Below are 21,142 nucleotides of genomic sequence, written 5' to 3'. Positions count from 1 at the left end.
CTAAAATGTGCAAAGGTGTTGATACACTTTATCTACCGGAAGCCCCACTACATTAGCATAAGAACCCTCTATACGGGCAATAGCTACCAAGCCTATCCACTCCTGTATGCCGTAAGAACCGGCCTTGTCGTAAGGTTGATATTTATTAAGGTAGTAGGTGATTTCGTCGTCAGACAATGGATTAAACGTAACACGTGTTACCTCAAAAAATGTTTCTGATTTGGCACTACTTCTAAGGCATACCGATGTAATTACCTCATGGGTTTTACCCGCAAGTGACTTAAGCATAGCAAAGGCATCATTGTAATCTTTTGGCTTGCCAAGTGCTTTATTTTCGTGCCAAACAATGGTATCGCTGGTTATTATAATTTCGTTATCGGCAGGGGTAAAGGCGTTAGCTTTTAATTCGGCCAGGTAGTTTGTGATTTCCTCTGCCTTTAATGTATCAGGGTAAATTTCCTCTACATCTTTAAGGCGTATCTCAAAATCAACATCCAGTTCGCGCATAAACTGCTGCCTGCGCGGGGATCCCGAAGCCAGTACGAGTTTATATCTTTTCAGTTTATTGTTTAACATGATTGATATTATAAGTTAATACGGCGCTAAAAAACGCAACAAATAGTAATACCAGCTTTACTACCCCGGCAATATGAGTAAAATCTTTAGCTGACTTGGCCTGTAACAGCCTTATAATGCTGTATGCCAGTAAGCCTACTATAAATACTACGCCGTAAGCCAATGCGTAAATAAGCTGTAGCAAATACTTATCTGCGTAGTATACAAAAAGCACTACAGGAATAGCCGTGAGCCCTATGGCTATTTTAGCGCTGCGTTCGCGGCCTATCAATATAGGCAGGGTGTTAACGCCCGAGTTGTAATCAGCGTCTGTAGTAGCAATATCATTAATTATGCCAAGTGCCAATGCTACAAAAAAGGTAAATACGCTATAATCTATAAACAAAGTAAAGAGCATAGATACCATTGGTTTAGCATCTTCCGGCACTATGCCTAAAATAGGAAATAACTGAAATAAGCCCACCGTGATTACCGGTAAAGCTGTAAGCACAGCTGTAATAATATTATTAGCCACGAGCATCTCTTTAAGGCTGGTAGCGTAAAAGTACATGGTAGCCGCTGCAAAAACATACAGGCCTGTAAGCAACATGGGTTTCCCGAGGCTGTTTGCCAAATAATAAACAATGCCAATACCTATAATATTCAGCGCGAAGTAAATGTTATAACCTTTACTTTCGGTTATCTCTGGGTTGGCGTCTTTCCCAAACCCAAATACATTATTCATAAAAAATCCGCCTGCGGCAACAAGTACCGTAGCCAATACCAGAAGAAGGTATTCAGCCAGGTTGAGCGCCTGTAAGGCTCCGGGTTGCTGATCTAAAAAGCCTACCTTTAAAGTAAGCATACCTACAACAAGTAGTAAAAGGTCGCGTATATTAAAGTATTTTATCAGTTTCATACAATATTTATGGGGTATAAACTTTTATAGTTTTCGTCTGAATTTAAGGTTAAAGCATTAATCGTACTTCGCATTAAAATGCTCCATCCACTTGCCCTGTACTTTCATAACCTGTTCTATAACATCGCGCACGCAGCCTGTACCACCATTTTTATGCGAAATATAGCGGCTGATTCCCTTAATCTCTGGTGCTGCATCCTGCGGGCAGGTGGGCAGGCCTACCAGCTTCATTACATGATAGTCGGGTATATCATCGCCCATGTACAATACCTGTTCCGGGTTTATACCGTAAATGTCTGTATATTCTTTAAAGGTTTCCACTTTGTCTGGCACACCAAGGTGAATGTCTGTTATACCAAGGTTACGCAGGCGTATACGCACGCCCTCGTTACTTCCACCCGAAATAATACATACATTGTAGCCTTGCTCTACGGCTGCCTTCATGGCATAGCCATCGCGTATGTTCATGTTTCTAAGCATTTCGCCGTTTGGTGCCACGTGTATAGTTCCGTCTGTAAGTACGCCGTCCACATCAAAAACAAATGTGGTAATATCATTCATCAGCTCTTTATAGCTTTTGCTCATGGGTATGTTGTATAGATTGGGTTAATAAGGTGTAAATCTGTTTCATGCGCGCGTCGTGTATAAAATCAAGATGGCGCTGTATGGTTTTTTCGTCATTTCGCACCGCAGGGCCTGTTTGCGCAGCAGATGGGCTAAGCGTTTTTATTTTATCAGCCGTTTCCTGTATCAGCGGTTTTAGTATATCAAACGGAATCGCATTTTCATTACACACCGTTTCGCCTATGCCGTAAAGGTGGTTTACAAAATTACAGGCGAAAACAGCCGCTACGTGCAGTGCCTGCCGTTGGGCAGTACTAATATCATATACTTTTTCGGATAGTGCGTAGGCAAGGGTTTGCAGCAGTTGCATATCCTTTTGCTGTTCGGTTTCCAGGCAGATTGGTATTTCTTTAAAGTTTACCGGTTTTGCAGCTGAGAAGGTTTGTAGCGGATAAAAAACGCCTTTACGGTTAGCATCACCCAATGCTTCCATTCCCGTACTGCCTGAGGTATGCACTACCAGTTTTCCCGTAAAAGGCAGCCTTGCTGCAAGTGAACCAATGGCATCATCTGTAACGCTGATAATGTATACATCTGCTTGAGCAATAAGGGTAATGTCACCGGTTATTTGCTCTAAAGGCAACAGGTGCTGTAGTTTTTCGGGATGGCGTGCATAAGCCTGCGCTAAGTGCACATCTTTGGCACCCAAAAATGCTTTTATGAGATGCTGGGCCACATTACCCGAACCTAAAATAACTACTGAAACCATGGCGGCTAAATTAAAAAAATAAAACGGCCTGTGAAACCCCCGGAGGCTACTGCTTTGCCGTTTACGCAGATATGGTTACCTTTGCAGCCTAATACCAATATTACAGGATGAAAAAATCTACCAAGGCATTGCTGTTCAATTTTTTATGCTTTGCACCAATATACATACTTGCTTATTTTGCTATAAAAAGTTTTACTAACCTTACCGGCTACTGGATTCCGGTAACCAGTTTTGTAGTTACCACGATACTTGCACCTCGTTTTCAGGCGGGCAGGATACATGGCGAAGACAAGTTGTTTATGCGTTGGCTTTTTATAAAAGGGGTAAAGGAGATAAAATAATTAACGGGGTCCCAGCTTTACATAGCCCACCTGCCAGGCATCTTCTTCTGCAGGTTGCGCTAACGGCGTTATTTGTATGGCGTAGCGTTGCTTTATGTGGTCTGCAAACAGGTCATCTACCTTGTGCATATCGTCTACATCGAGTTGGTGTTTATCATCTATATGAGATTCCGCGCCCTTAAAGCCGTATTGTTTATAGAAAGCCGTCTGTTTTGCTTTTTTTACCGCTTCGCCCATAGTTTCGGCTACTACAAGTATCTTAAAATGGTATTCTTCGGGGTCTTTAGGCAGGTATCCGCCCAGGTTAATAAAGAACAATTTTAGTTTTTGGGCTGCCAAAGAATTTTTTTCTACAATTTTTATTTCGAAATTTTCTACTACCGTTACCGCACGGTAAGAGTCTATATGCAACTGGCCTCCATTGGGCCAAAACGCATACATATCTTCTTTTAAGTCTTTGATTTTATAGCTTGTGCCGAAAAAAACATCGTGTTGCTCTATAGTGCGACCGGGTGGGGTAGCACCCAATATTGCCATGTATAGCGTGGGATTTTGTGTGCTCATTAAACAAAGTTACTACAAAGTTTTTTTGTAAATTTTCTATAAATAAAATTTTTGGCTTGCTTTTTGGAATATCTTAGTCAGGACGATAAATAAATCAATAAAAAACATTAAATACTTTACATTATGAAAAAGATACTTTTACTATTTGCTTCTGTAGGATTACTTACCCTGAGCAGCTGTACCGTAGAAGATAACAGCAACCAACCGGATAACGATACGATAGCCGAAGTGTTTGCCGTAACAGGTGTTAACTTTATTCCTGATTCTCAAGGTAATACAAGCATTACTGTGCCACTAAACCCGGTTATTTATAACAGCGACATGGTACTGGTGTACCGTAATGCAGGATACAACGGTTCTAACCCAATATGGGAACCCATACCTACAAGCTACAACCTTGCCGAAGGTTCGTTACAATATTACTTTGATTTCTCTGTAAGCGAAGTGGTAATTTACCTGTATACTGACTTTAACCCTTCTTTACGCCCTGACTTTACAAGAAACCAAACCTTTAGGGTAGTGGTAGTACCGGGGTATTTAAGTAATAAAAGTTCAAAGGCTTTAGACACATCAGACTATAATGCGGTAATAGCTAAATACGGCATTAAAGAATCTGACATAAAACAGGTTAAACTGTAATTTTATAAACGATCATCTATTTCTGTAAAAAAGGGCCTTCTGTAAAGAAAGCCCTTTTTGCATTTGTAGTTGTGTGTTTGTTAAGTAATTTTATCCTCTTGTAAGCCAACCGCTTTTACCGGCAGTAGCTATGGCATAGGGTGTTATCCAGAACAGGCTAAAGGTGTAAAAGAGGCTGTAGGTATAGGCGTATAAAGATTCTCTAAGGCTATAGCGTTTTGCATAGAAAAATACAGGGAAACTGGAGTATACAAATATGCCTAAAAGCGTAGAGGCCAAAAACAACAGCGGCTGTGTAACCACTACAAACAGCATAAGCAATAAGAACGGAAATGCCAGCAACATAGTAAGCAACTGGTTTATAAACAACAGCCGGGTACCTGACTTTGAATGTTTCCTGAAATCTGTAAAAATAAACCCGGCTGTTTTTATACTCTCCCGTACGTTACTGCGACCCCAACGGATAAACATTTTGTACAAGCCTTTATATTGTTCGGGTACATTAGTAAGTACGTAAGCATTTCTCTGAAAGTTTATGCTATACCCTTGTTTCATTATCATGTTTGTCATGGCGCGGTCTTCGCCAATGTCAGACCGCTTGCCCATAAAGGTTTGGTTAATCTATTCGGGCAGGCAGGCAAAAACAGCTTCGCGACGGTATGCAGCCAGTGCGCCGGGTGTGCAAAATACAGAGCCCAGCGCTCCTTCAGCCGAACGTATAAACTCAAAACTCAGTACAAAACTTACGTTAAGCATTTTTGGTATTATGCCGCCGTTAGCATTTAGCACACGCACATTCCCTGCTACGGCACCGCAGTTTTTATCTACTGCCATAGGGCTTACCAGATTACGCAGTGTATCAGGCTCCACTACCGAATCGCTGTCTACGGTTACAAACACTTCACCGTTACCATTATTAAAGCCATAATAAAGCGCATGGCGTTTACCCATATTTTTAGGTTGCTGGTGTATGGTTACCCTGTTGCCCAGTTCATGCTTGGCTTTTAAAATCCATTGCCAGGTATCGTCTTTGCTGCCATCGTCTATGGCTATAAGTTGTAGCTTATGTTCGGGATAGTCACTTTTTACAAGGCTCAGTAGTGTGTGGTACACCAGCGGACCTTCATTGTATGCCGGAACTATTACGGTACAGGTAGGAAGTGCATCGTCTGTTACCCTTTTTACAGGGCGATATTTAAAGTACAAGATAAGGTTGTACACAAAGAATAACCCTTTCACCGCCAAAAATGCAATGCTTATAGCTATAATGGCAAAGCCCCAGGCGGTACTCATCCTTTGTTGATGTAGAATATCAAACTCAGGTTGCAGCAGGTACACCAAATACGTTCCGCCCAGCATTAAAGCAAAGGTGGCTACCAGTACTAAGGTGCCCACAATTTCAATTTTCCTTTTTTGTACAGCGGCTTGTTTGGGAGGTTGCGGGCTCCCGTCTTTAACTACTGTGAGGGGTGCAGGAACTTCCGGCTCACGGGCTATGGTAAGGTTATTATTATAAGCGGTTTGGTTTTGGGTAGTTATTGTTTTCATACGGTTTTGATTTTCCGCAGATTATAAAACAATAGCTATGCCTTAAATAAAAACTATTGAAAAACAGCTGTTTAAGTTGTTTAACGTTTTGCATTGGTGGGGAATACTGTAGAAAAATGCCACGGTTTCCACAAAAAAAAATGATTATTGTACCGTAAGCCTTAACCCTAAAAATACCCTGCGGCCCTGTAGTGAGGCATAGTTATATGCCGTGTCAAAGGTGTATCCATTAGGGTTATTTACAGGATCGTTTATATGCTGGTTAAATGGGTCTTGCGGACGCATAAGTGCATATTTTGGCACAAAGCCAAATATGTTTTTTATGCCGCCGTAAAGCTCTAAACCGTAGGGTAGTTTTTTTGTAGCCTGCATATTAGCGATGCAGTACCAAGGCGAATATTCCGGACGGTAGTCGTTTGGTAAAATGGGTAAACGCATAGGGCCGTACCAGTTACCGGTAACATCTATGGTATAATTATTTGGGAACGAATAACTGGCTACAAAATTTCCACTCCATTTTGGGGCGTGTAGCTGTTGTATGCGGCTGTTGTTTTCCATCCGGTACACATCTGTATAGGAAATCCCCGAGGTGAGTTTTAGGGGGAAATTAAACATAAGCTCCACGTTAGAAGAAACCCCTCTGGATACCGCATAACCATTAAGATTACTGTAAATGATTTTAGTAGGGTCGGTATCAAAATCGCCAACAATTTTGTTGGTAAAATAAGAATAGAATCCCGTAACGTCAAGGTTTAGTACAAACGGTTTTGCAGGCCATTTCCACACATAGTTAAGGTTGCTATTCAGGGAGCGTTCGGGTTTAAGGTTGCCCTCAATAACCACCTGGCGGGCACCGCTTAGTGCTGCATGGTCTTCGGTAAATAAATTTACTACCCTAAATCCGCTGCCAAAACTTGCCCTCAGCGTATTACGCACATCAGGTGAAAATTTATACGCCACTCTGGGCGAGTGTATGCCTCCATGATGTTTATCATAATCAAAACGATAACCGCCTAAAAGCGTGTGTTTACCGTTAACCTCCCATTCGTCTTGTACAAACAGTCCGGGTAGTGGCGACTTTTGTGGGGCATTTGTTCCATCGGTTTTTGCAGTGCCGGGCGTGTTATCGTCATAATATGTGTAGCGCATTGCTGCGCCTGCCAATAGCGTGTGATTAGCGGTCAGCTTCTTATCCCAATAGGTTTGCACAAAACCGACCTGCTGGGTAGCCATATAAGGCGTTGTACCGTAATATGAATCCTGGTTGTGCCAGTTATAGGAGAATTGTGTAAATATCTTTTCGGTAACCGGAAGCTGGTACATGCCTATTAGTTCGGCACGCTTGGTATATATGCTTTCTCCGTACACAATATCGCTGCCGCGGTAACGCTTGTTCCATTGTAGTTCGCCGCCCCATCGGTTTTCATACACGTAGCGTGCGCCAATGCTTGCCAGGCGGTTTTCCTTACGTTCCAAACTCCATTTGTTGAATATTGAAACCCTGTTTTGTTGGGTAACATCGGTAAAGTTATCGTGGTTTTTATCGGCTTTGTGGCTGTAGTTAAAATAATTAACGCCTAATAGCGAAGTAGCTTTCCCTGCCTTAAAACGGCTTGCGGCATCCATACTGATTTCGCCCCAGCTGGTCATAAAATAGTCTGCGCTAAACAGGGGTGCCTTGCCGGGAGTTTTTGTTATTACGTTAATAAGCCCACCCATAGCTTCAGATCCGTATAAGGAAGATGCAGGGCCTTTAACTACTTCTATGCGCTCTACTATACTATTAGGTATGCCACTTAAGCCGTACACTGTGCTTAGGGCGCTTACAATGGGCATGCCATCTATAAGTATCATGGTGTAAGGACCTTCCATACCGTTTATATGAATGTCTCCGGTATTACACACGTTACAGTTTAGCTGTGGCATTACTCCGTTTATCATGCCTACGGCTTCAAATAGGCTGGGGGTGGGGTTTTTCCTGAAAAGCTTAGGTGTTATAATTTCTACCGGAATAGGACTTGCCGACCTTGTAGTTTCTTTCATGGTGCCGGTAACCACAACTTCGTCCAGCGCGGTTTCGTCTGGTGTAAGCGTTATGTTTAAAACGGTACCACCCTTTACAGCAATTTTTTTTGAATAGGGCTTGTAACCTGTATAGTATACACTTACAGTGTAAGTGCCGTCTGATAGTTGAATATCATAATATCCGCTGTTATCTGAAGCTATGGTTGCGTTGCCGGGATTAATGACTATAGTGGCAGCGGGTAATAGTGTAGTCGCATCTTTTATCGTTCCATGCAGTTTACTTTGTGCGAAGCAAGAGTTTACAAATAATATAAGATATATATACGTCTTCATCTAAATTTAATTTAATCAAAATTATAAAATAAATTTAGACAAAACTAAAAATATATTTTAAAATATTAAAAAGCCCTGTATTTTTGGTACAGGGCTTTGCTTGTCAAAAAGAAAAAATACACACTTTGTTTGTCAAAGCATTAAACCAGAAATGAATGCTAAGTGTTGATAAAAATATACATTTAACATTGTTCTGCCAATGCCTGAGTAATAAATTTACTAGTGCATTTTTATTTTTATAAAAAATTTTGTTAAAATTTACTAATCCACTATTTACAGTAAAATATGGGGTAGTATTTATATGTTTTTTGAAAATAAATCAAAAAATAACTACTCCTATTGTAAACGAAAACGTTTTAAATTACCTTTTTTTATTCATCTGGATTGGTTTGCAGCATTTTTTTAAGCGAAGAAACGGTAGCTACAGGGTCTTCGGCCTTAAATACATAGTTGCCCGCTACCAGTACATCTGCCCCTGCTGACACCAGTTGTATGGCATTTTTATCGCTTACACCACCATCTATTTCTATAAGAGTTGAGGCACCGTTTCTAACAATAATTTCTTTTAGCTTGCGTATTTTATCATACGTACGCTCTATAAACTGCTGTCCGCCAAAGCCTGGGTTAACACTCATAAGGCAAACCAGGTCAGTATCGTTAATAATATCTTCCAGCAATTCTACATTAGTATGCGGGTTTAGCGCTATGCCTGCCTTCATGCCTTCTGCTTTTATTGCCTGTAGTGTGCGGTGAAGGTGCGTGCAGGTTTCGTAGTGAACGGTAAGGTTGTTAGCACCCAATTGCGCAAAAGTTTTAATGTACGGATCTGGGTTTACAATCATAAGGTGTACATCAATAGTTTTTTTGGCGTGGCGGGTTATGGCCTCTACTACCGGTATGCCAAACGAAAGATTAGGTACAAAAACGCCATCCATAATATCTACGTGAAACCAGTCGGCCTCACTGTTGTTTATCATTTCAATGTCGCGTTGCAGGTTAGCAAAGTCGGCAGAAAGTACCGATGGTGCTATAAGTGTGTTTTTCATGAGTTGAAGAAGTGTTGTTTTTCAGCTGCAAAGATAAAATTTTAGTTCGGAATTAAACTTTTAGTTGTTACTACGGTCTAAAAATGCAGTTTGATGAATTTAATTCATCCGTTTTAGAATTTCCTTAACAGCAGTATAGCTACACTTTAAAGTAGCTTTGCGAAGATTATACCTACCTTATTATATGAAAATAAAATATTTAGTATACGCATTACTAATTGCCGGGCTTGGCGCGCTTATTTATTACAGGATTTCAGAAAATAAAAAAGCCGGTGAAGAAGGCAAAGGCGGCGGACCCGGCGACAAAAAGCCTGTGGCGGTAAATGCCATTGTGGTAAACCCCGAAGATTTTTCGAATACCATATCGCTTTCGGGCTCTATAGATGCTAACGAGCAGGTACAGCTTACCAGCGAAGTATCTGGTATTGCCGAGAAAATATTTTTTACCGAAGGCGCTACGGTAAAGCAAGGCCAGGTATTGGTTAAGATAAACGACATAGAGCTACGCGCTCAGGCAAACGAAGCTGCTACCAAGCAAAAGCTGGCCGCAGAAAATGAACGCCGTGCCCGCCTGTTGTTACAAAAAGAAGCCATAAGCCAGGAAGAGTACGACATAGCCAGCGCCGACTTTAAAACCGCTCAGGCGCAAACGCAGCTTATTACGGCTCAAATTGCCAAAACAAGTATCCGGGCGCCTTTTAGTGGCATAATAGGTTTACGAAACATATCGCCCGGTACGTATGTAACCCCACAAACTATTATAACCACCCTTGTAAACAGCAGCAATGTAAAAATTACGTTTTCGGTTCCCGAAAAGTATGCGTCGCAAATAAAACTTGGCACCACTGTTACGTTTACACTTGCCGGAGGTTCCGGAAAATATTCGGCTAAAGTATATGCTACCGAGCCGGCCGTAGATGTTTCAACGCGTACGCTAAGGGTTCGAGCAGTAGCTGATAATGCTAATGGCAAACTTATTCCGGGCACATTTGCCGATGTATTATTGCCATTAGACAAAACTGCCAATGCCTACATGATACCTACAGAGGCCGTAGTGCCGGTGCAGGGTGGTAAAAAAGTATATGTGTACCGAAACGGAAAAGCCGACGAGATAAAGATAACCGCAGGTACACGCACCGCTACAGACGTAGTTGTGCTCGATGGTTTAAAGGCGGGCGATACCGTTATTACATCCGGTGTATTAGCGCTTAAAAAAGATGCGCCTGTAAAAGTTACCATAACACCTAAAAAGCAGTAAGTATGAGCCTGAGCACACTAAGTATAAAGCGCCCCGTACTTACCATTGTAATGAATGTAGCCATTATTATCTTTGGGTTTATAGGCTATATGTTTTTGGGCGTGCGCGAATTCCCCAGTATAGACCCAGCGCAGATTAACGTACGTACCAGCTACACGGGAGCCAATGCCGATATTATAGAATCACAGATTACAGAGCCGCTGGAAAAGGCAATTAACCAGATTGATGGTATACGTAATATTTCGTCCAGCAGCAACCAGGGTTCCAGCAACATTACGGTAGAGTTTGAGTTGGAAAAAAACCTGGAAGAAGCCGCTAACGACGTGCGCGATAAAGTATCTCAGGCTACAAGCAGCCTCCCTCAGGATATAGATGCACCCCCGGTGGTGAGTAAGGCTGACTCTGATAGTGAGCCTATTATAACCATGACGGTGCAGAGCGCAACGCGCAGCCCGCTGGATTTAAGTGACTATGCCGAGAACGTTATTGCCGAAAGGCTCCAAACCATACCGGGTGTAAGTACTGTGCAGATATGGGGGCAAAAGAGGTACTCTATGCGCCTGTGGATAGATCCTGTAAAACTGAATTCTTATGGTGTAACGGTGAGCGATGTGCGCACTGCCCTTACCAGCCAAAATGTGGAGCTGCCTACGGGCAAGCTTACCGGTGCCAATACAGAACTTACGGTAAAAACACAGGGAAACCTGGCTACTGCTGAGCAGTTTAACAACATTATTGTAAAGTCTGATGGCGATAAGATTGTAAAACTTAGCGATGTAGGCCGTGCAGAACTTGGCCCCGAAAACGTGGAGACCAAAATGACAGGTAACGGTCAGCAGCTGGTAGGTTTGGCTATAATTCCGCAGCCGGGGACTAATTATATAGATATAGCAAACGACTTTTATAAGCAATACGACCAGCTTAAAAAAGAACTCCCTGCAGATCTTACCTTAAACATAGCATTGGATAATACGGTGTTTATAAAACGCTCTGTACTGGAGGTTGCCGAAACACTGGGTATTTCCATAATCCTGGTTACACTTATTATTTACCTGTTTTTTAGGGACTGGGCCATAGCATTGAGGCCATTGCTGGACATTCCGGTGTCGCTTATTGCTACGTTTTTTATAATGTACATCTTTGGTTTTTCCATCAATGTACTTACGCTGCTGGCCATAGTACTGGCAACGGGGCTGGTGGTAGACGATGGTATTGTGGTAACCGAAAACATCTTTAAAAAGGTAGAGGAGGGCATGACCCCTATAGAGGCCGCACTTAAGGGGGCTAACGAGATTTTCTTTGCAGTTATTTCTATTTCTATAACGCTTGCAGCGGTATTCCTGCCGGTAATCTTCCTGCAAGGGTTTGTAGGCAGGCTGTTCCGGGAGTTTGGGGTGGTTATTGCAGCGGCGGTTTTGGTGTCGGCATTTGTGTCGCTTACGCTTACACCCATGCTTAACGCCTATCTTATTAAAGGGGTGCATAAAAAGTCGAAGTTTTATGACTTTACCGAACCCTATTTTGAAAAAATGAACAAGGGTTACGCGGGTATGCTTACCGGGTTTATGCGTTACAAGTGGCTAAGTTTCCCCATCCTGGGGCTTTGTATCGGGCTTATTATTTTGTTTTATACTAATCTGCAAAAAGAAACTGCCCCGTATGACGACCGCAGCTATGTGGGTATGAATATCACGGGCCCCGAAGGTGCATCATACGAATATATGGATCGTTTTATGCAGGAAATGAACCGCCTTATAAACGACTCCATACCCGAAAAACAAGTAGCGTTGCTTATAACGTCGCCGGGTTTTGGTAGCGGCGCGGTAAACAGCGGCCGTGTGCGTATTGCACTTAAAGATGCCGAAGACCGGAAGCGTAGCCAAAAGGAAATTGCCCAAGACCTTACCAAGTGGACAAAACGTTATAACGATGCTAAGGTAGCAGTGCAGCAACAGCCTACCATTGCGGTTAACAGGCGTGGAGGTTTCCCTATACAATACATTATACAGGCGCCAAACTTTGAAAAGCTACGCGAGAAGATTCCGCAGTTTATGGATGAAGTTAATAACGACCCCACATTTGCCGCCAGCGATGTAAACCTTAAATTTAACAAGCCCGAAATCAATGTAACCATAGACCGCGAAAAGGCGCTGAGCCTTGGCGTGTCATTGCTGGATGTGGCTCAAACGCTACAGCTTTCGCTCAGCGGGCAGCGTTTTGGTTATTTTATGATGAATGGTAAGCAGTACCAGGTCATAGGCCAGTTTGACCAGGCCGATCGTGAAAAACCGCTAGATCTTACTTCGATATTTGTGAAAAATACCGCAGGCCAACTTATTCAGCTGGATAACCTTGTAAAAGTAGACGAAGAAAGTAGCCCACCACAGCTGTACCATAACAACCGTTACATGAGTGCCACGGTTTCGGCAGGATTAGCACCCGGAAAAAGTATAAGTGATGGTATAGAGGCCATGGACCGCATAAAAGCAAAGGTGCTGGACGAAACCTTTACCACAGACCTGGGCGGCGAATCGCGCGATTTTATAGAGAGTAGTTCTAACACGCTTTTTGCGTTTGGGTTAGCATTGCTGCTTATTTATCTGATACTTGCCGGGCAGTTTGAAAGTTTCCTGGATCCGTTTATCATTATCTTAACCGTGCCTATGGCAGTTGCCGGAGCCTTGTTTTCGCTATGGCTGTTTGGGCAAACCTGGAATATCTTTAGCCAGATTGGTACCATTATGCTTATAGGCCTTGTAACCAAAAACGGTATCCTTATAGTAGAGTTTGCTAATCAACTCAGGGAAGAAGGGAAAGACAAGTACGAAGCCATAATGGAATCGGCAGAGAGCCGCCTTCGCCCTATACTTATGACCAGTTTAGCCATTGCGCTGGGTGCGTTACCTATTGCGCTTTCGCTGGGTGCGGCAGCTACCAGCCGTATAGGTATGGGGGTTGTTATTGTGGGAGGAACCGTGTTTTCATTGTTGCTTACCCTCTTTGTAATACCTGCTATTTACTTTATGTGGTCTAAACCGCGCAAGCACAGGCCCGAATTTGATAACATTAAAGACTTGTAATTTATGCGCTTGTATATATATGCCCTGTTAATGTTGTTTTCGCTAAATGCTGCAGCGCAGCCACTGCTTACAGTGGAAGATGCCGTAGCCGAAGCGCTAAAAAATAACTATGATATTAAGCTTGCAGACAATAACCTGAAAATAGATCAGCAAAATGTAAGCCTTGCCAATGCGGGTTTGCTTCCTAATTTATACGGGTCGCTGAGCCAGAACAATAGCATACAAAACAGTACTCAGGTGCGTACCGATGGCACCCAGCAGCAGCTGAATAACGCAAAGAACAACAGCCTGAGTTACGGTGTAAACCTTGGGTGGACCATATTTGACGGGTTTACCATGTTTGCAAAATACGATCAGCTAAAGACACTGCAACGCCAAGGCGAAACAGAACTGAAATTTGCCATTACCACCACTGTGGCTGATGTTATGGAAACGTATTACACCTTAGTACAGCAACAACAAATGCTGAAAGCACTTGATACCGCTGTGGTAATCAGTAAGCAGCGCGTAACTACGGCAAAAAACAGATTTAGTATAGGCAAAGCATCTAAACTGGAGGTACTTAACGTAGAAGTAGACCTTAATACAGACCAGACCAATTATCTTAAACAATTACAGGAGTTTAAAAATACTAAAACGCTGCTTAACCAGCTGCTGGCACGCGACCTTACAGCCGATTTTAAAGTATCTGACGAGGTGCCCACCGATGATAAGCTTGACCTGCCCACGCTTATGGATATGGCTTCAAAACAAAACCCCCAAATTCAATTGGCGCTTATAAATAAAAGAGTGGCAGAACTTAACCTTAAACAGGTAAAAGGCGCCCGGTATCCGCAGGTGGGGGTAACCACCGGTTATATTTTCTCAGAAAGTGAGTCGAGCCTGGGGTTTGCGCGGAGTAATAAAGGAAATGGTTTTAGTTATGGCCTTACGGCGCGTATAAATTTATTTAACGGCTTTTTGCAAAACCGTAACGAGAAAATAGCGCGCTTACAAATCCAAAACACCCAGGTACTTATAGAGCAGCAAACGCAGGAAATAAATACCCAGTTGCTTACTGCTTTCCAAACGTATTTAACCAATCTTGATTTAGTAAAGCTAGAGGCCAGCAATGTGCGCATAGCCGAGCAAAACCTGGATATTACCATGGAAAAATATCGGATAGGTACCATTACCACGCTGGAGGTGCGTACGGCCCAACTGAATTATGTTAATGCCCTTACGCGCAGTAGCACGGCAAAGCTTAATGCCAAGCTGTCTGAGGTTGGGCTCAATGAACTTGCCGGTAACCTAAAGCTTTAGTGCTTTATAAACACGTATTATTATAAACACAAAACAGCCTGGTATTTATAAATGCCGGGCTGTTTTGTTTTATGCAAATGTTGCTAAATTGTGGATGTAAGTAATGGGCATAAAAAAACTCCGGTAATCAGCCGGAGTTCAATCATCAATCAAAAAACGAACAGTTATTGAACTGTTGGTACTTTTATATTTAAAAAATATATGTTTTAAGCCTTTTCGGGCTGCAAAATACAAATTATATTCCTAAAATAAAAACGCTAATGCGGTTTTTCTGTTTGAAGCAATATTAGCCCAAATAGGTTTTTAGTATTTTGCTGCGCGAGGTATGTTTTAACCTCCTGATAGCCTTTTCCTTAATTTGGCGTACACGCTCACGGGTAAGGTCAAAAGTTTCTCCTATTTCCTCAAGAGTCATAGGATGTTGGTCGCCAAGGCCAAAGTATAGCCTTACAACGTCTGCCTCACGAGGAGTAAGGGTTTCCAGTGCTCGCTCAATTTCGGTACGAAGCGATTCGTGGATAAGTTCCCTGTCCGGGTTTGGCGATTCGCCTGAGCGAAGTACGTCGTATAGGTTAGAATCTTCACCCTCTACAAGCGGAGCATCCATTGACAGGTGGCGGCCGCTGTTCTTCATGCTCTCTTTAACGTCGTTAACGGTCATGTCAAGCTCTTTGGCAATTTCCTCAGCACTTGGGGCACGCTCGTTACTCTGCTCCAGCAGGGCATACATTTTATTAATCTTATTAATAGAACCAATCTTGTTAAGCGGAAGCCTTACAATACGTGATTGTTCGGCAAGTGCTTGTAGTATAGACTGGCGAATCCACCATACGGCATAAGAAATGAATTTAAAACCACGGGTTTCATCAAAACGCTGTGCCGCTTTTATAAGGCCAAGGTTACCTTCATTAATAAGGTCGGGTAGGGTAAGACCCTGGTTTTGGTATTGTTTTGCAACCGATACCACAAAACGTAGGTTAGCTTTAGTCAGTTTTTCAAGTGCGCGCTGGTCACCTGCTTTAATGCGCTGTGCCAGTTCTACCTCCTCATCCGCTGTAATCAGGTCTACTTTACCAATCTCCTGGAGGTATTTGTCTAATGAAGCAGTTTCCCTGTTGGTAACCTGCTTTGTAATTTTTAACTGTCTCATGTATAAAACTCCTGAGTTAATTAATCTGTTCCATAGTTATACGTAAAGAGCAGCAAAAATGTTACAAGGTTGGGATTTTTTTTTATAAAAAAAATCCGGCTAAGTGTATTAGCCGGATTTTCAGGTAAGTTGGTCACTATATCTTACATAAGTTTGTTCATTAGTCTAGGGAGTGGTTTTCCTTTTGCCTCATACACTGCTTTTAACCAAACGGGAAACAACAGCGGTATAACTACAAAAGTAAACTTGTTAAACGCCCATGCTTTACCAAAGTCGAAATGCAAAAAATGCATAACGCCACGTGTAAGGCCACAAGCGGGGCACTCCAGCCCTGCAAGTGTTTTAGACAGGCACACGCTCTCGCCGTGGTCAAAAAAATCAACCGGTAGCAGCACTAGTGCCAGCGGAGCAAGTATGGTTACCCAAATGCGCGTGTAATAAACAACCTTCTTTATCACCTTAATTTAATTAAAGTGTAGATGAATAGCTTCCGTTTTTAGGTTCTAGGTCACCAATAATGATCCTTACGAAATCAATAAGTGCCCATACGCCACAACCACCAAGAGTAAGCAGCTGTACGATACCTTGCCAAGTGTACCCAAGGTAAAAACGGTGGATACCAAGTGCACCTACAAAGAAACAAAGTAATAGTGCAACCAGCTGGCTTTTGCCGCTGGCGGCAACAGCAGGAGAAGAAAGCTCTTCGTGAGATTCTTCAACAACAGTTACATTGTTAGTAGTTGTCCTTTGTACAGGAAATGATGCGTACGTAGCCGATACTGAAATAAACAGTAGGGCGATCAATGAAAATAACAATTTTAATTTCATATAAATTGATTTATGTTTGTACCAAAAATATAAATTTTACATTATGAAAACCAAACTTGCCGCTCTTTTTTTTATGATTTCGTTAACTTTTTACGCGCAGGAGAAGTATGAATACATGGGTGCGGTAAAGTTAAATGGTGATATTAAGACTGTTATATCGTACAGATTGGTTTTTTCAGAAAATAATGGAATTGTAAAAGGTTATTCTGTTACGGATCTTTCCGGGCCTCATGAAACCAAAAATGCCATATCAGGAACCTATAGCAGCAAAACAAAGGAGTTTAGCTTTAAGGAAGAAGATATCATTTACACAAAGTCTACCATTAGCGATGATATGTTTTGTTTTGTAAACTTTACCGGTAAAGTAAAACTGGTAAACGAAAACAGTATTATGGAGGGTAATTTTAAAGGCCTTTTTAAAAACCATCAAAAGTGTATAGATGGTACCCTTACACTGGTAGGTTCGGCAAGGATTTATAAATTGGTTAATAAGGTAAATAAGAAAATTCAAAAGTCTAAAAAAGTTAATGAAGCTGACAAGAAAAAGTTTAATCCCGTTAATATACTTGATAGCCTTAAAGTTAACAACCTTACCCGATCTCAAAACCTAAATGTGTTTAGTAAGAGCGGTAATGTAAAGCTGGAGCTTTGGGACAATGGTAAAGAAGATGGAGACCTTGTAACGCTTTACCTGGATGGGGTAGTACTTATAAAGAACTACAAGGTTACTAATGAGAAGAAAATATTTAACCTTACCGTAAAAAACACGAGTACTTTAAAAATTACTGCCATAACAGAGGGTACAGTAAGCCCTAATACCGCAGTGATGAAGATAGATGCAGATGACAGGGTTATAGAAGTGTACACTAACCTAAAAAAAGATGAAGACGCGTATATTACATTAATAAAGAGTAAACAGTAGTGTTACTTTATAACTGGCATGAAATTTAAGTCCAGCATTTGCTTATGTTAAATATCTTAGTAAACCAAATGCTTGATAATTAAAACCAAATGCTTGATAATTAAAACCAAATGAAAAAAATACCGTACTTGCTTATACTGTTCAGGCTATTGCTGGGGCCGTTAATGATTTATTTAACCTATAAATACGGTAGCCACTTGCGTATATTACTTGCTGTATTATTGCTGTTGGGTATATTATCTGATATATTTGATGGTATAATTGCCCGAAAACAGGGAGTTTCTACAACCTTTATGCGAAGGCTGGACAGCCAGATAGACGTGGTCTTTTGGCTTTGTGCCGGCTGGTGTTGCTGGCTACTTAACCCCGAAATAATTTTACAAAACCGCTATGCTACCATTACACTTTTTGTAATGGAAGGGCTAACGTACGCGTTCAGTTTTACTAAATTCGGGAAGGAAACCTGCACACATGCATTGCTCAGTAAATTATGGGGCATAACGCTGTTTGCCGCTTTTATCTCTGTACTGGGTTTTGGTTATGCCGGTATACCCTTTGCGCTTGCAGTAATATTTGGTATTATATCTCACATAGACGTTTATCTTATAATTGCATTTTTGCCGCAATGGACACATGATGTACCCAGTGCTTGGCACGCATGGCAAATAAGGCAGGGTAAGCCCATTAAAAGAAATAAGCTGTTTAATGGTTGATGAAAAAGGGTTGTTTACATGTAAACAACCCTTTTTGTTACTTAAGTATATGCTGGCTAAGCACCTGGTACACCTCATTAATGTTATTGTCTTTGCCAAACTGTTTTTTTACCGGCATGGCTTCACCGCGCACCCATATTTTTAGTTCGGCATCAAAATCAAGCAGGCCGGCACTCTCTTTACTAAACTTGGTAATGCTGCCGTAGGGTATGGTTAAAAAGTCTACCTTGCTACCCGTAAGGCCTTGTTTATCTACGAGTATAAGGCGCTTGTTTGTAAATACAAACATATCCCGTACTATTTTGTAGCCCTTTTCTATGTATTCCCCATCTACCAGTATTGGCTTGTATTCTTCGTTAAGTTTTTCAAGGTTTACCTCGCTGGCATTGCCCATAAGGGCGTTAAATATTCCCATACTTTATTGGTTTTATGTTGTTTTTATTTTGGCAAATTACTAATATAAATAACACTACGCGATATTGTTTATAATAATTTTAAGAATGTTAGTTGCTGTACGGATCCATAATTCCTTTCGGATAATATTGTTGCTGGTAAAAAAACTGCGCGGGATTTATCCTTGCTTTTATACTGTTAGAGTAAAATTCTTTCTTCTTGAATTCAGGTGTAAGCTTTATTCTTATTTCAGTTTCCATACTGCCATCAAAAACCGGCATTGAAAATTCCCAATGCTCATTTACAGGCAATGTTAGGGAATGATAGCTATTACCGCACCAGCTACGCGGTAAAAAAGTAATATCTTTCCATTTGCCGTCTGTATCCTTTGCCTGGATTATCATTGTAAGCTTACTATCCATGGCGTCAAAAGCGATATTTTTAGAGGTAGTATTCGCTACATATACAGTAATCCCTTCGTAGGAATTTAGAAAAGTTGTTTTAGCGGTAGTACTTATAACCACATTAAGTTTATTTTTAGCAAATTGGCCTTTCTTATTCTTTTTAGGAATATTGTCAGAAGTAGCCCAGCCGTTTGATTTTTTGGTAGTAACATCATACGCGCTAAAAATTCCGCGTAGCATAAAATCAATGTTTAGTGGGCGGATAGATGTTCCGCCCGATTCTTGCCAAACAATTTTACCTGATTCATTTATATAAGCTAATCTATCATTTACCTTTACGGCAAATATTTCATCTTTAAAGCCTTCTGTATCAATTTGTTCAAATATAGGATTGGTTTTCTCCTTAGTCTTCAGGTTTATAAATCCAAAAAGTTCTTTATCTTCTTTATCCTGAGAATAGAACAGCAGATGCCCCATTATAGGCTCTTCTAATGATTCTACATCTTCTTCTGTCCTTAAAATTTCATTTCCTGATTTGTCTAATACACGCCATCCTTTATCTGCCTGTACTAAATTGTAATCATCTTTTAATGCCAGTTTTGCTTCGTCATTATCAGAAACTATTTCTTTAAAATTACGGTCAAAAATTTTGTATTCACCCCCATGTAATTCTACTGTCGCCCGGCCATTTGTAAATGGATAAGCCTTTGTAAAGGTAGTATCACTATAAACCAGTTTTCCGGCTTTGTCTATATAACCATAATATGTGGTGTTAAAATCGTTCTCGTTACCTTTAGCCTTTTGTAATTCTACAACGGCATATCCCTCACTAAATCCTGTATTTTCATAGAAAAAAAGGTTGTATTTTGTTGTAAATAAAAGTTTTCCCGAAAGGTCTATGGCTCCGTACGTATCGTTGTTTATTTGTACGCACGCCACGTCATCCTTATAGTTATCTATTAATTTATACGTGTTTTCGGGTACCAGAATGTTCCCTCTTAAATCGGTTACATACGTTTCTTTATTTCCATCTCTGTCAAAGTTTGTAGCTATACAATTATCTTTATAGGGGATACTTAAAAAGTATTTGCTGTACAATACCTGTTTCCCTGTCTTTTTATCAAATACGTATGTTTCGTTTTTATCCGTATACGCAAATAAATAGTCTGGTTGTATGGCGCAGCGCAGTACATTCCCTTTAAAATTAATTTTGCCTGAGAGATCAATCAAAGCACTATTATTAGCAGTTTTCCCAATTACATAAGTTTCTAAACCGGTTTGAATAACAGGATAGGTAGGTTTTAGCACATACTTACCTTTAGTATTTATTATACCATATAAACCATTTTCCCGAACTGCAGCATATTCGCCAAAGAAATCTGTTCCATTGTTATATTTCGGCTGTATTATTATCTTACCGCTATTATCTATATAGCCAGTTTTGTTATTAGCAACGATACGATATAGATGGTTTTGTGCAAACGACACGCAAACACCGATAAGTAACAACAGGAGGGTGGTAAGTTTTTTCATAATAAAAAGGATTTATGAAGTACCAACGTGAATTATGAAAAATTTATTTTAACAAACACTGCAAAATTACATCAACCTATAATCCACAGTACTGAAGGCAGTTCTTCAGTAGATTGTAAACCAGTATACATGGCCTGTGGAATATTAAACGCACATTGTCAATTAAAGCATTTCTGATTTTCAAACATTTAATAATTTCTACGTGATTTAAAAACAAAAAAAATCCGCAATTTTTTTTACCAATTGCGGAATATCT

The 21,142-nt window shown here is 41.0% G+C and carries 19 protein-coding genes and 1 pseudogene; 7 read left to right on the top strand and 13 right to left on the bottom strand.

The window, feature by feature from the left end:
• From ACLI08_RS10015 to ACLI08_RS10000, 4 genes are read right to left on the bottom strand one after another with little or no spacing between them, the layout of a single operon-like run.
• Complete coding sequence (locus tag ACLI08_RS10015) at positions 1-576, bottom strand: Maf-like protein (RefSeq protein ID WP_411428347.1); 576 nt, start codon at positions 574-576, stop codon at positions 1-3.
• Entirely contained in the window at positions 563-1,474 is a 912-nt protein-coding gene (locus ACLI08_RS10010; protein WP_411428346.1) for a UbiA family prenyltransferase, read from the bottom strand. The genes ACLI08_RS10015 and ACLI08_RS10010 overlap by 14 nt, the downstream gene beginning before the upstream one ends.
• Positions 1,475-1,531: 57 nt before the next feature.
• Positions 1,532-2,059: a KdsC family phosphatase gene (locus ACLI08_RS10005; RefSeq protein WP_411428345.1), complete on the bottom strand. Its 528-nt coding sequence runs from the start codon at positions 2,057-2,059 to the stop codon at positions 1,532-1,534.
• Positions 2,043-2,807: a Rossmann-like and DUF2520 domain-containing protein gene (locus tag ACLI08_RS10000; RefSeq protein ID WP_411428344.1), complete on the bottom strand. Its 765-nt coding sequence runs from the start codon at positions 2,805-2,807 to the stop codon at positions 2,043-2,045. Before ACLI08_RS10000 ends, ACLI08_RS10005 begins: the two co-directional genes overlap by 17 nt.
• 107 nt (positions 2,808-2,914) lie before the next feature.
• Here ACLI08_RS10000 and ACLI08_RS09995 point away from each other — a divergent pair, with 107 nt between their 5' ends.
• Positions 2,915-3,148, top strand: a complete 234-nt coding sequence (locus ACLI08_RS09995; protein ID WP_411428343.1) for a hypothetical protein — start codon at positions 2,915-2,917, stop codon at positions 3,146-3,148.
• Here ACLI08_RS09995 and ACLI08_RS09990 read toward each other — a convergent pair whose 3' ends face one another.
• Entirely contained in the window at positions 3,149-3,712 is a 564-nt protein-coding gene (locus ACLI08_RS09990; RefSeq protein ID WP_411428342.1) for a DUF1543 domain-containing protein, read from the bottom strand.
• A 123-nt stretch (positions 3,713-3,835) separates the two neighbouring features.
• On the opposite strand from ACLI08_RS09990, the gene ACLI08_RS09985 reads away from it, so the two are divergent.
• Entirely contained in the window at positions 3,836-4,351 is a 516-nt protein-coding gene (locus tag ACLI08_RS09985; protein ID WP_411428341.1) for a hypothetical protein, read from the top strand.
• A gap of 90 nt (positions 4,352-4,441) precedes the next feature.
• Here the strand turns inward: ACLI08_RS09985 and ACLI08_RS09980 are convergent.
• From ACLI08_RS09980 to rpe, 3 genes and pseudogenes are all read right to left on the bottom strand, one after another.
• A pseudogene (locus ACLI08_RS09980) lies at positions 4,442-5,899 on the bottom strand (glycosyltransferase).
• A 144-nt stretch (positions 5,900-6,043) separates the two neighbouring features.
• On the bottom strand, positions 6,044-8,257 hold the full coding sequence (locus tag ACLI08_RS09975; protein WP_411428340.1) for a TonB-dependent receptor: 2,214 nt from the start codon (positions 8,255-8,257) through the stop codon (positions 6,044-6,046).
• Between the two features lie 371 nt (positions 8,258-8,628).
• The gene (gene rpe, locus ACLI08_RS09970) at positions 8,629-9,303 is read right to left on the bottom strand and encodes a ribulose-phosphate 3-epimerase (protein WP_411428339.1); all 675 of its coding nucleotides are present in this window, start codon (positions 9,301-9,303) and stop codon (positions 8,629-8,631) included.
• A gap of 184 nt (positions 9,304-9,487) precedes the next feature.
• On the opposite strand from rpe, the gene ACLI08_RS09965 reads away from it, so the two are divergent.
• The 3 genes from ACLI08_RS09965 to ACLI08_RS09955 are packed head-to-tail and all read left to right on the top strand — an operon-like array spanning position 9,488 to position 14,943.
• Positions 9,488-10,561 (top strand): efflux RND transporter periplasmic adaptor subunit, encoded by a 1,074-nt coding sequence (locus tag ACLI08_RS09965; protein WP_411428338.1) that lies wholly within the window; start codon positions 9,488-9,490, stop codon positions 10,559-10,561.
• A gap of 2 nt (positions 10,562-10,563) precedes the next feature.
• A complete protein-coding gene (locus ACLI08_RS09960; protein WP_411428337.1) occupies positions 10,564-13,641 on the top strand; it encodes an efflux RND transporter permease subunit in 3,078 nt (1,025 codons plus the stop codon).
• A gap of 3 nt (positions 13,642-13,644) precedes the next feature.
• Positions 13,645-14,943, top strand: a complete 1,299-nt coding sequence (locus ACLI08_RS09955) for a TolC family protein (protein WP_411428336.1) — start codon at positions 13,645-13,647, stop codon at positions 14,941-14,943.
• A 286-nt stretch (positions 14,944-15,229) separates the two neighbouring features.
• Here the strand turns inward: ACLI08_RS09955 and ACLI08_RS09950 are convergent, their stop codons facing one another.
• The 3 genes from ACLI08_RS09950 to ACLI08_RS09940 form a co-directional block, all read right to left on the bottom strand.
• A complete protein-coding gene (locus ACLI08_RS09950) occupies positions 15,230-16,093 on the bottom strand; it encodes an RNA polymerase sigma factor RpoD/SigA (protein ID WP_020212501.1) in 864 nt (287 codons plus the stop codon).
• Between the two features lie 143 nt (positions 16,094-16,236).
• Entirely contained in the window at positions 16,237-16,551 is a 315-nt protein-coding gene (locus tag ACLI08_RS09945) for a DUF2752 domain-containing protein (RefSeq protein ID WP_411428335.1), read from the bottom strand.
• Positions 16,552-16,561: 10 nt separating this feature from the next.
• Positions 16,562-16,921, bottom strand: coding sequence for a TM2 domain-containing protein (locus ACLI08_RS09940; protein WP_411428334.1), 360 nt, complete (start codon positions 16,919-16,921; stop codon positions 16,562-16,564).
• A 43-nt stretch (positions 16,922-16,964) separates the two neighbouring features.
• Here ACLI08_RS09940 and ACLI08_RS09935 point away from each other — a divergent pair, with 43 nt between their 5' ends.
• A complete protein-coding gene (locus tag ACLI08_RS09935) occupies positions 16,965-17,843 on the top strand; it encodes a hypothetical protein (protein ID WP_411428333.1) in 879 nt (292 codons plus the stop codon).
• A gap of 110 nt (positions 17,844-17,953) precedes the next feature.
• The gene (locus ACLI08_RS09930; RefSeq protein WP_411428332.1) at positions 17,954-18,556 is read left to right on the top strand and encodes a CDP-alcohol phosphatidyltransferase family protein; all 603 of its coding nucleotides are present in this window, start codon (positions 17,954-17,956) and stop codon (positions 18,554-18,556) included.
• Positions 18,557-18,593: 37 nt separating this feature from the next.
• On the opposite strand, the gene ACLI08_RS09925 is transcribed toward ACLI08_RS09930, so the two are convergent.
• Together ACLI08_RS09925 and ACLI08_RS09920 are read right to left on the bottom strand one after the other, a co-directional pair.
• Positions 18,594-18,971, bottom strand: a complete 378-nt coding sequence (locus tag ACLI08_RS09925) for a PH domain-containing protein (protein WP_411428331.1) — start codon at positions 18,969-18,971, stop codon at positions 18,594-18,596.
• A gap of 88 nt (positions 18,972-19,059) precedes the next feature.
• Entirely contained in the window at positions 19,060-20,886 is a 1,827-nt protein-coding gene (locus ACLI08_RS09920; RefSeq protein WP_411428330.1) for a WG repeat-containing protein, read from the bottom strand.
• Between the last annotated feature and the right edge of the window lie 256 nt (positions 20,887-21,142).

The organism is Flavobacterium sp. RNTU_13 (assembly GCF_046614455.1).
Lineage (GTDB): Bacteria > Bacteroidota > Bacteroidia > Flavobacteriales > Flavobacteriaceae > Flavobacterium.
Note: the sequence above shows the minus strand (reverse complement) of the source record. Positions and strands in the feature narration are given on the sequence as shown.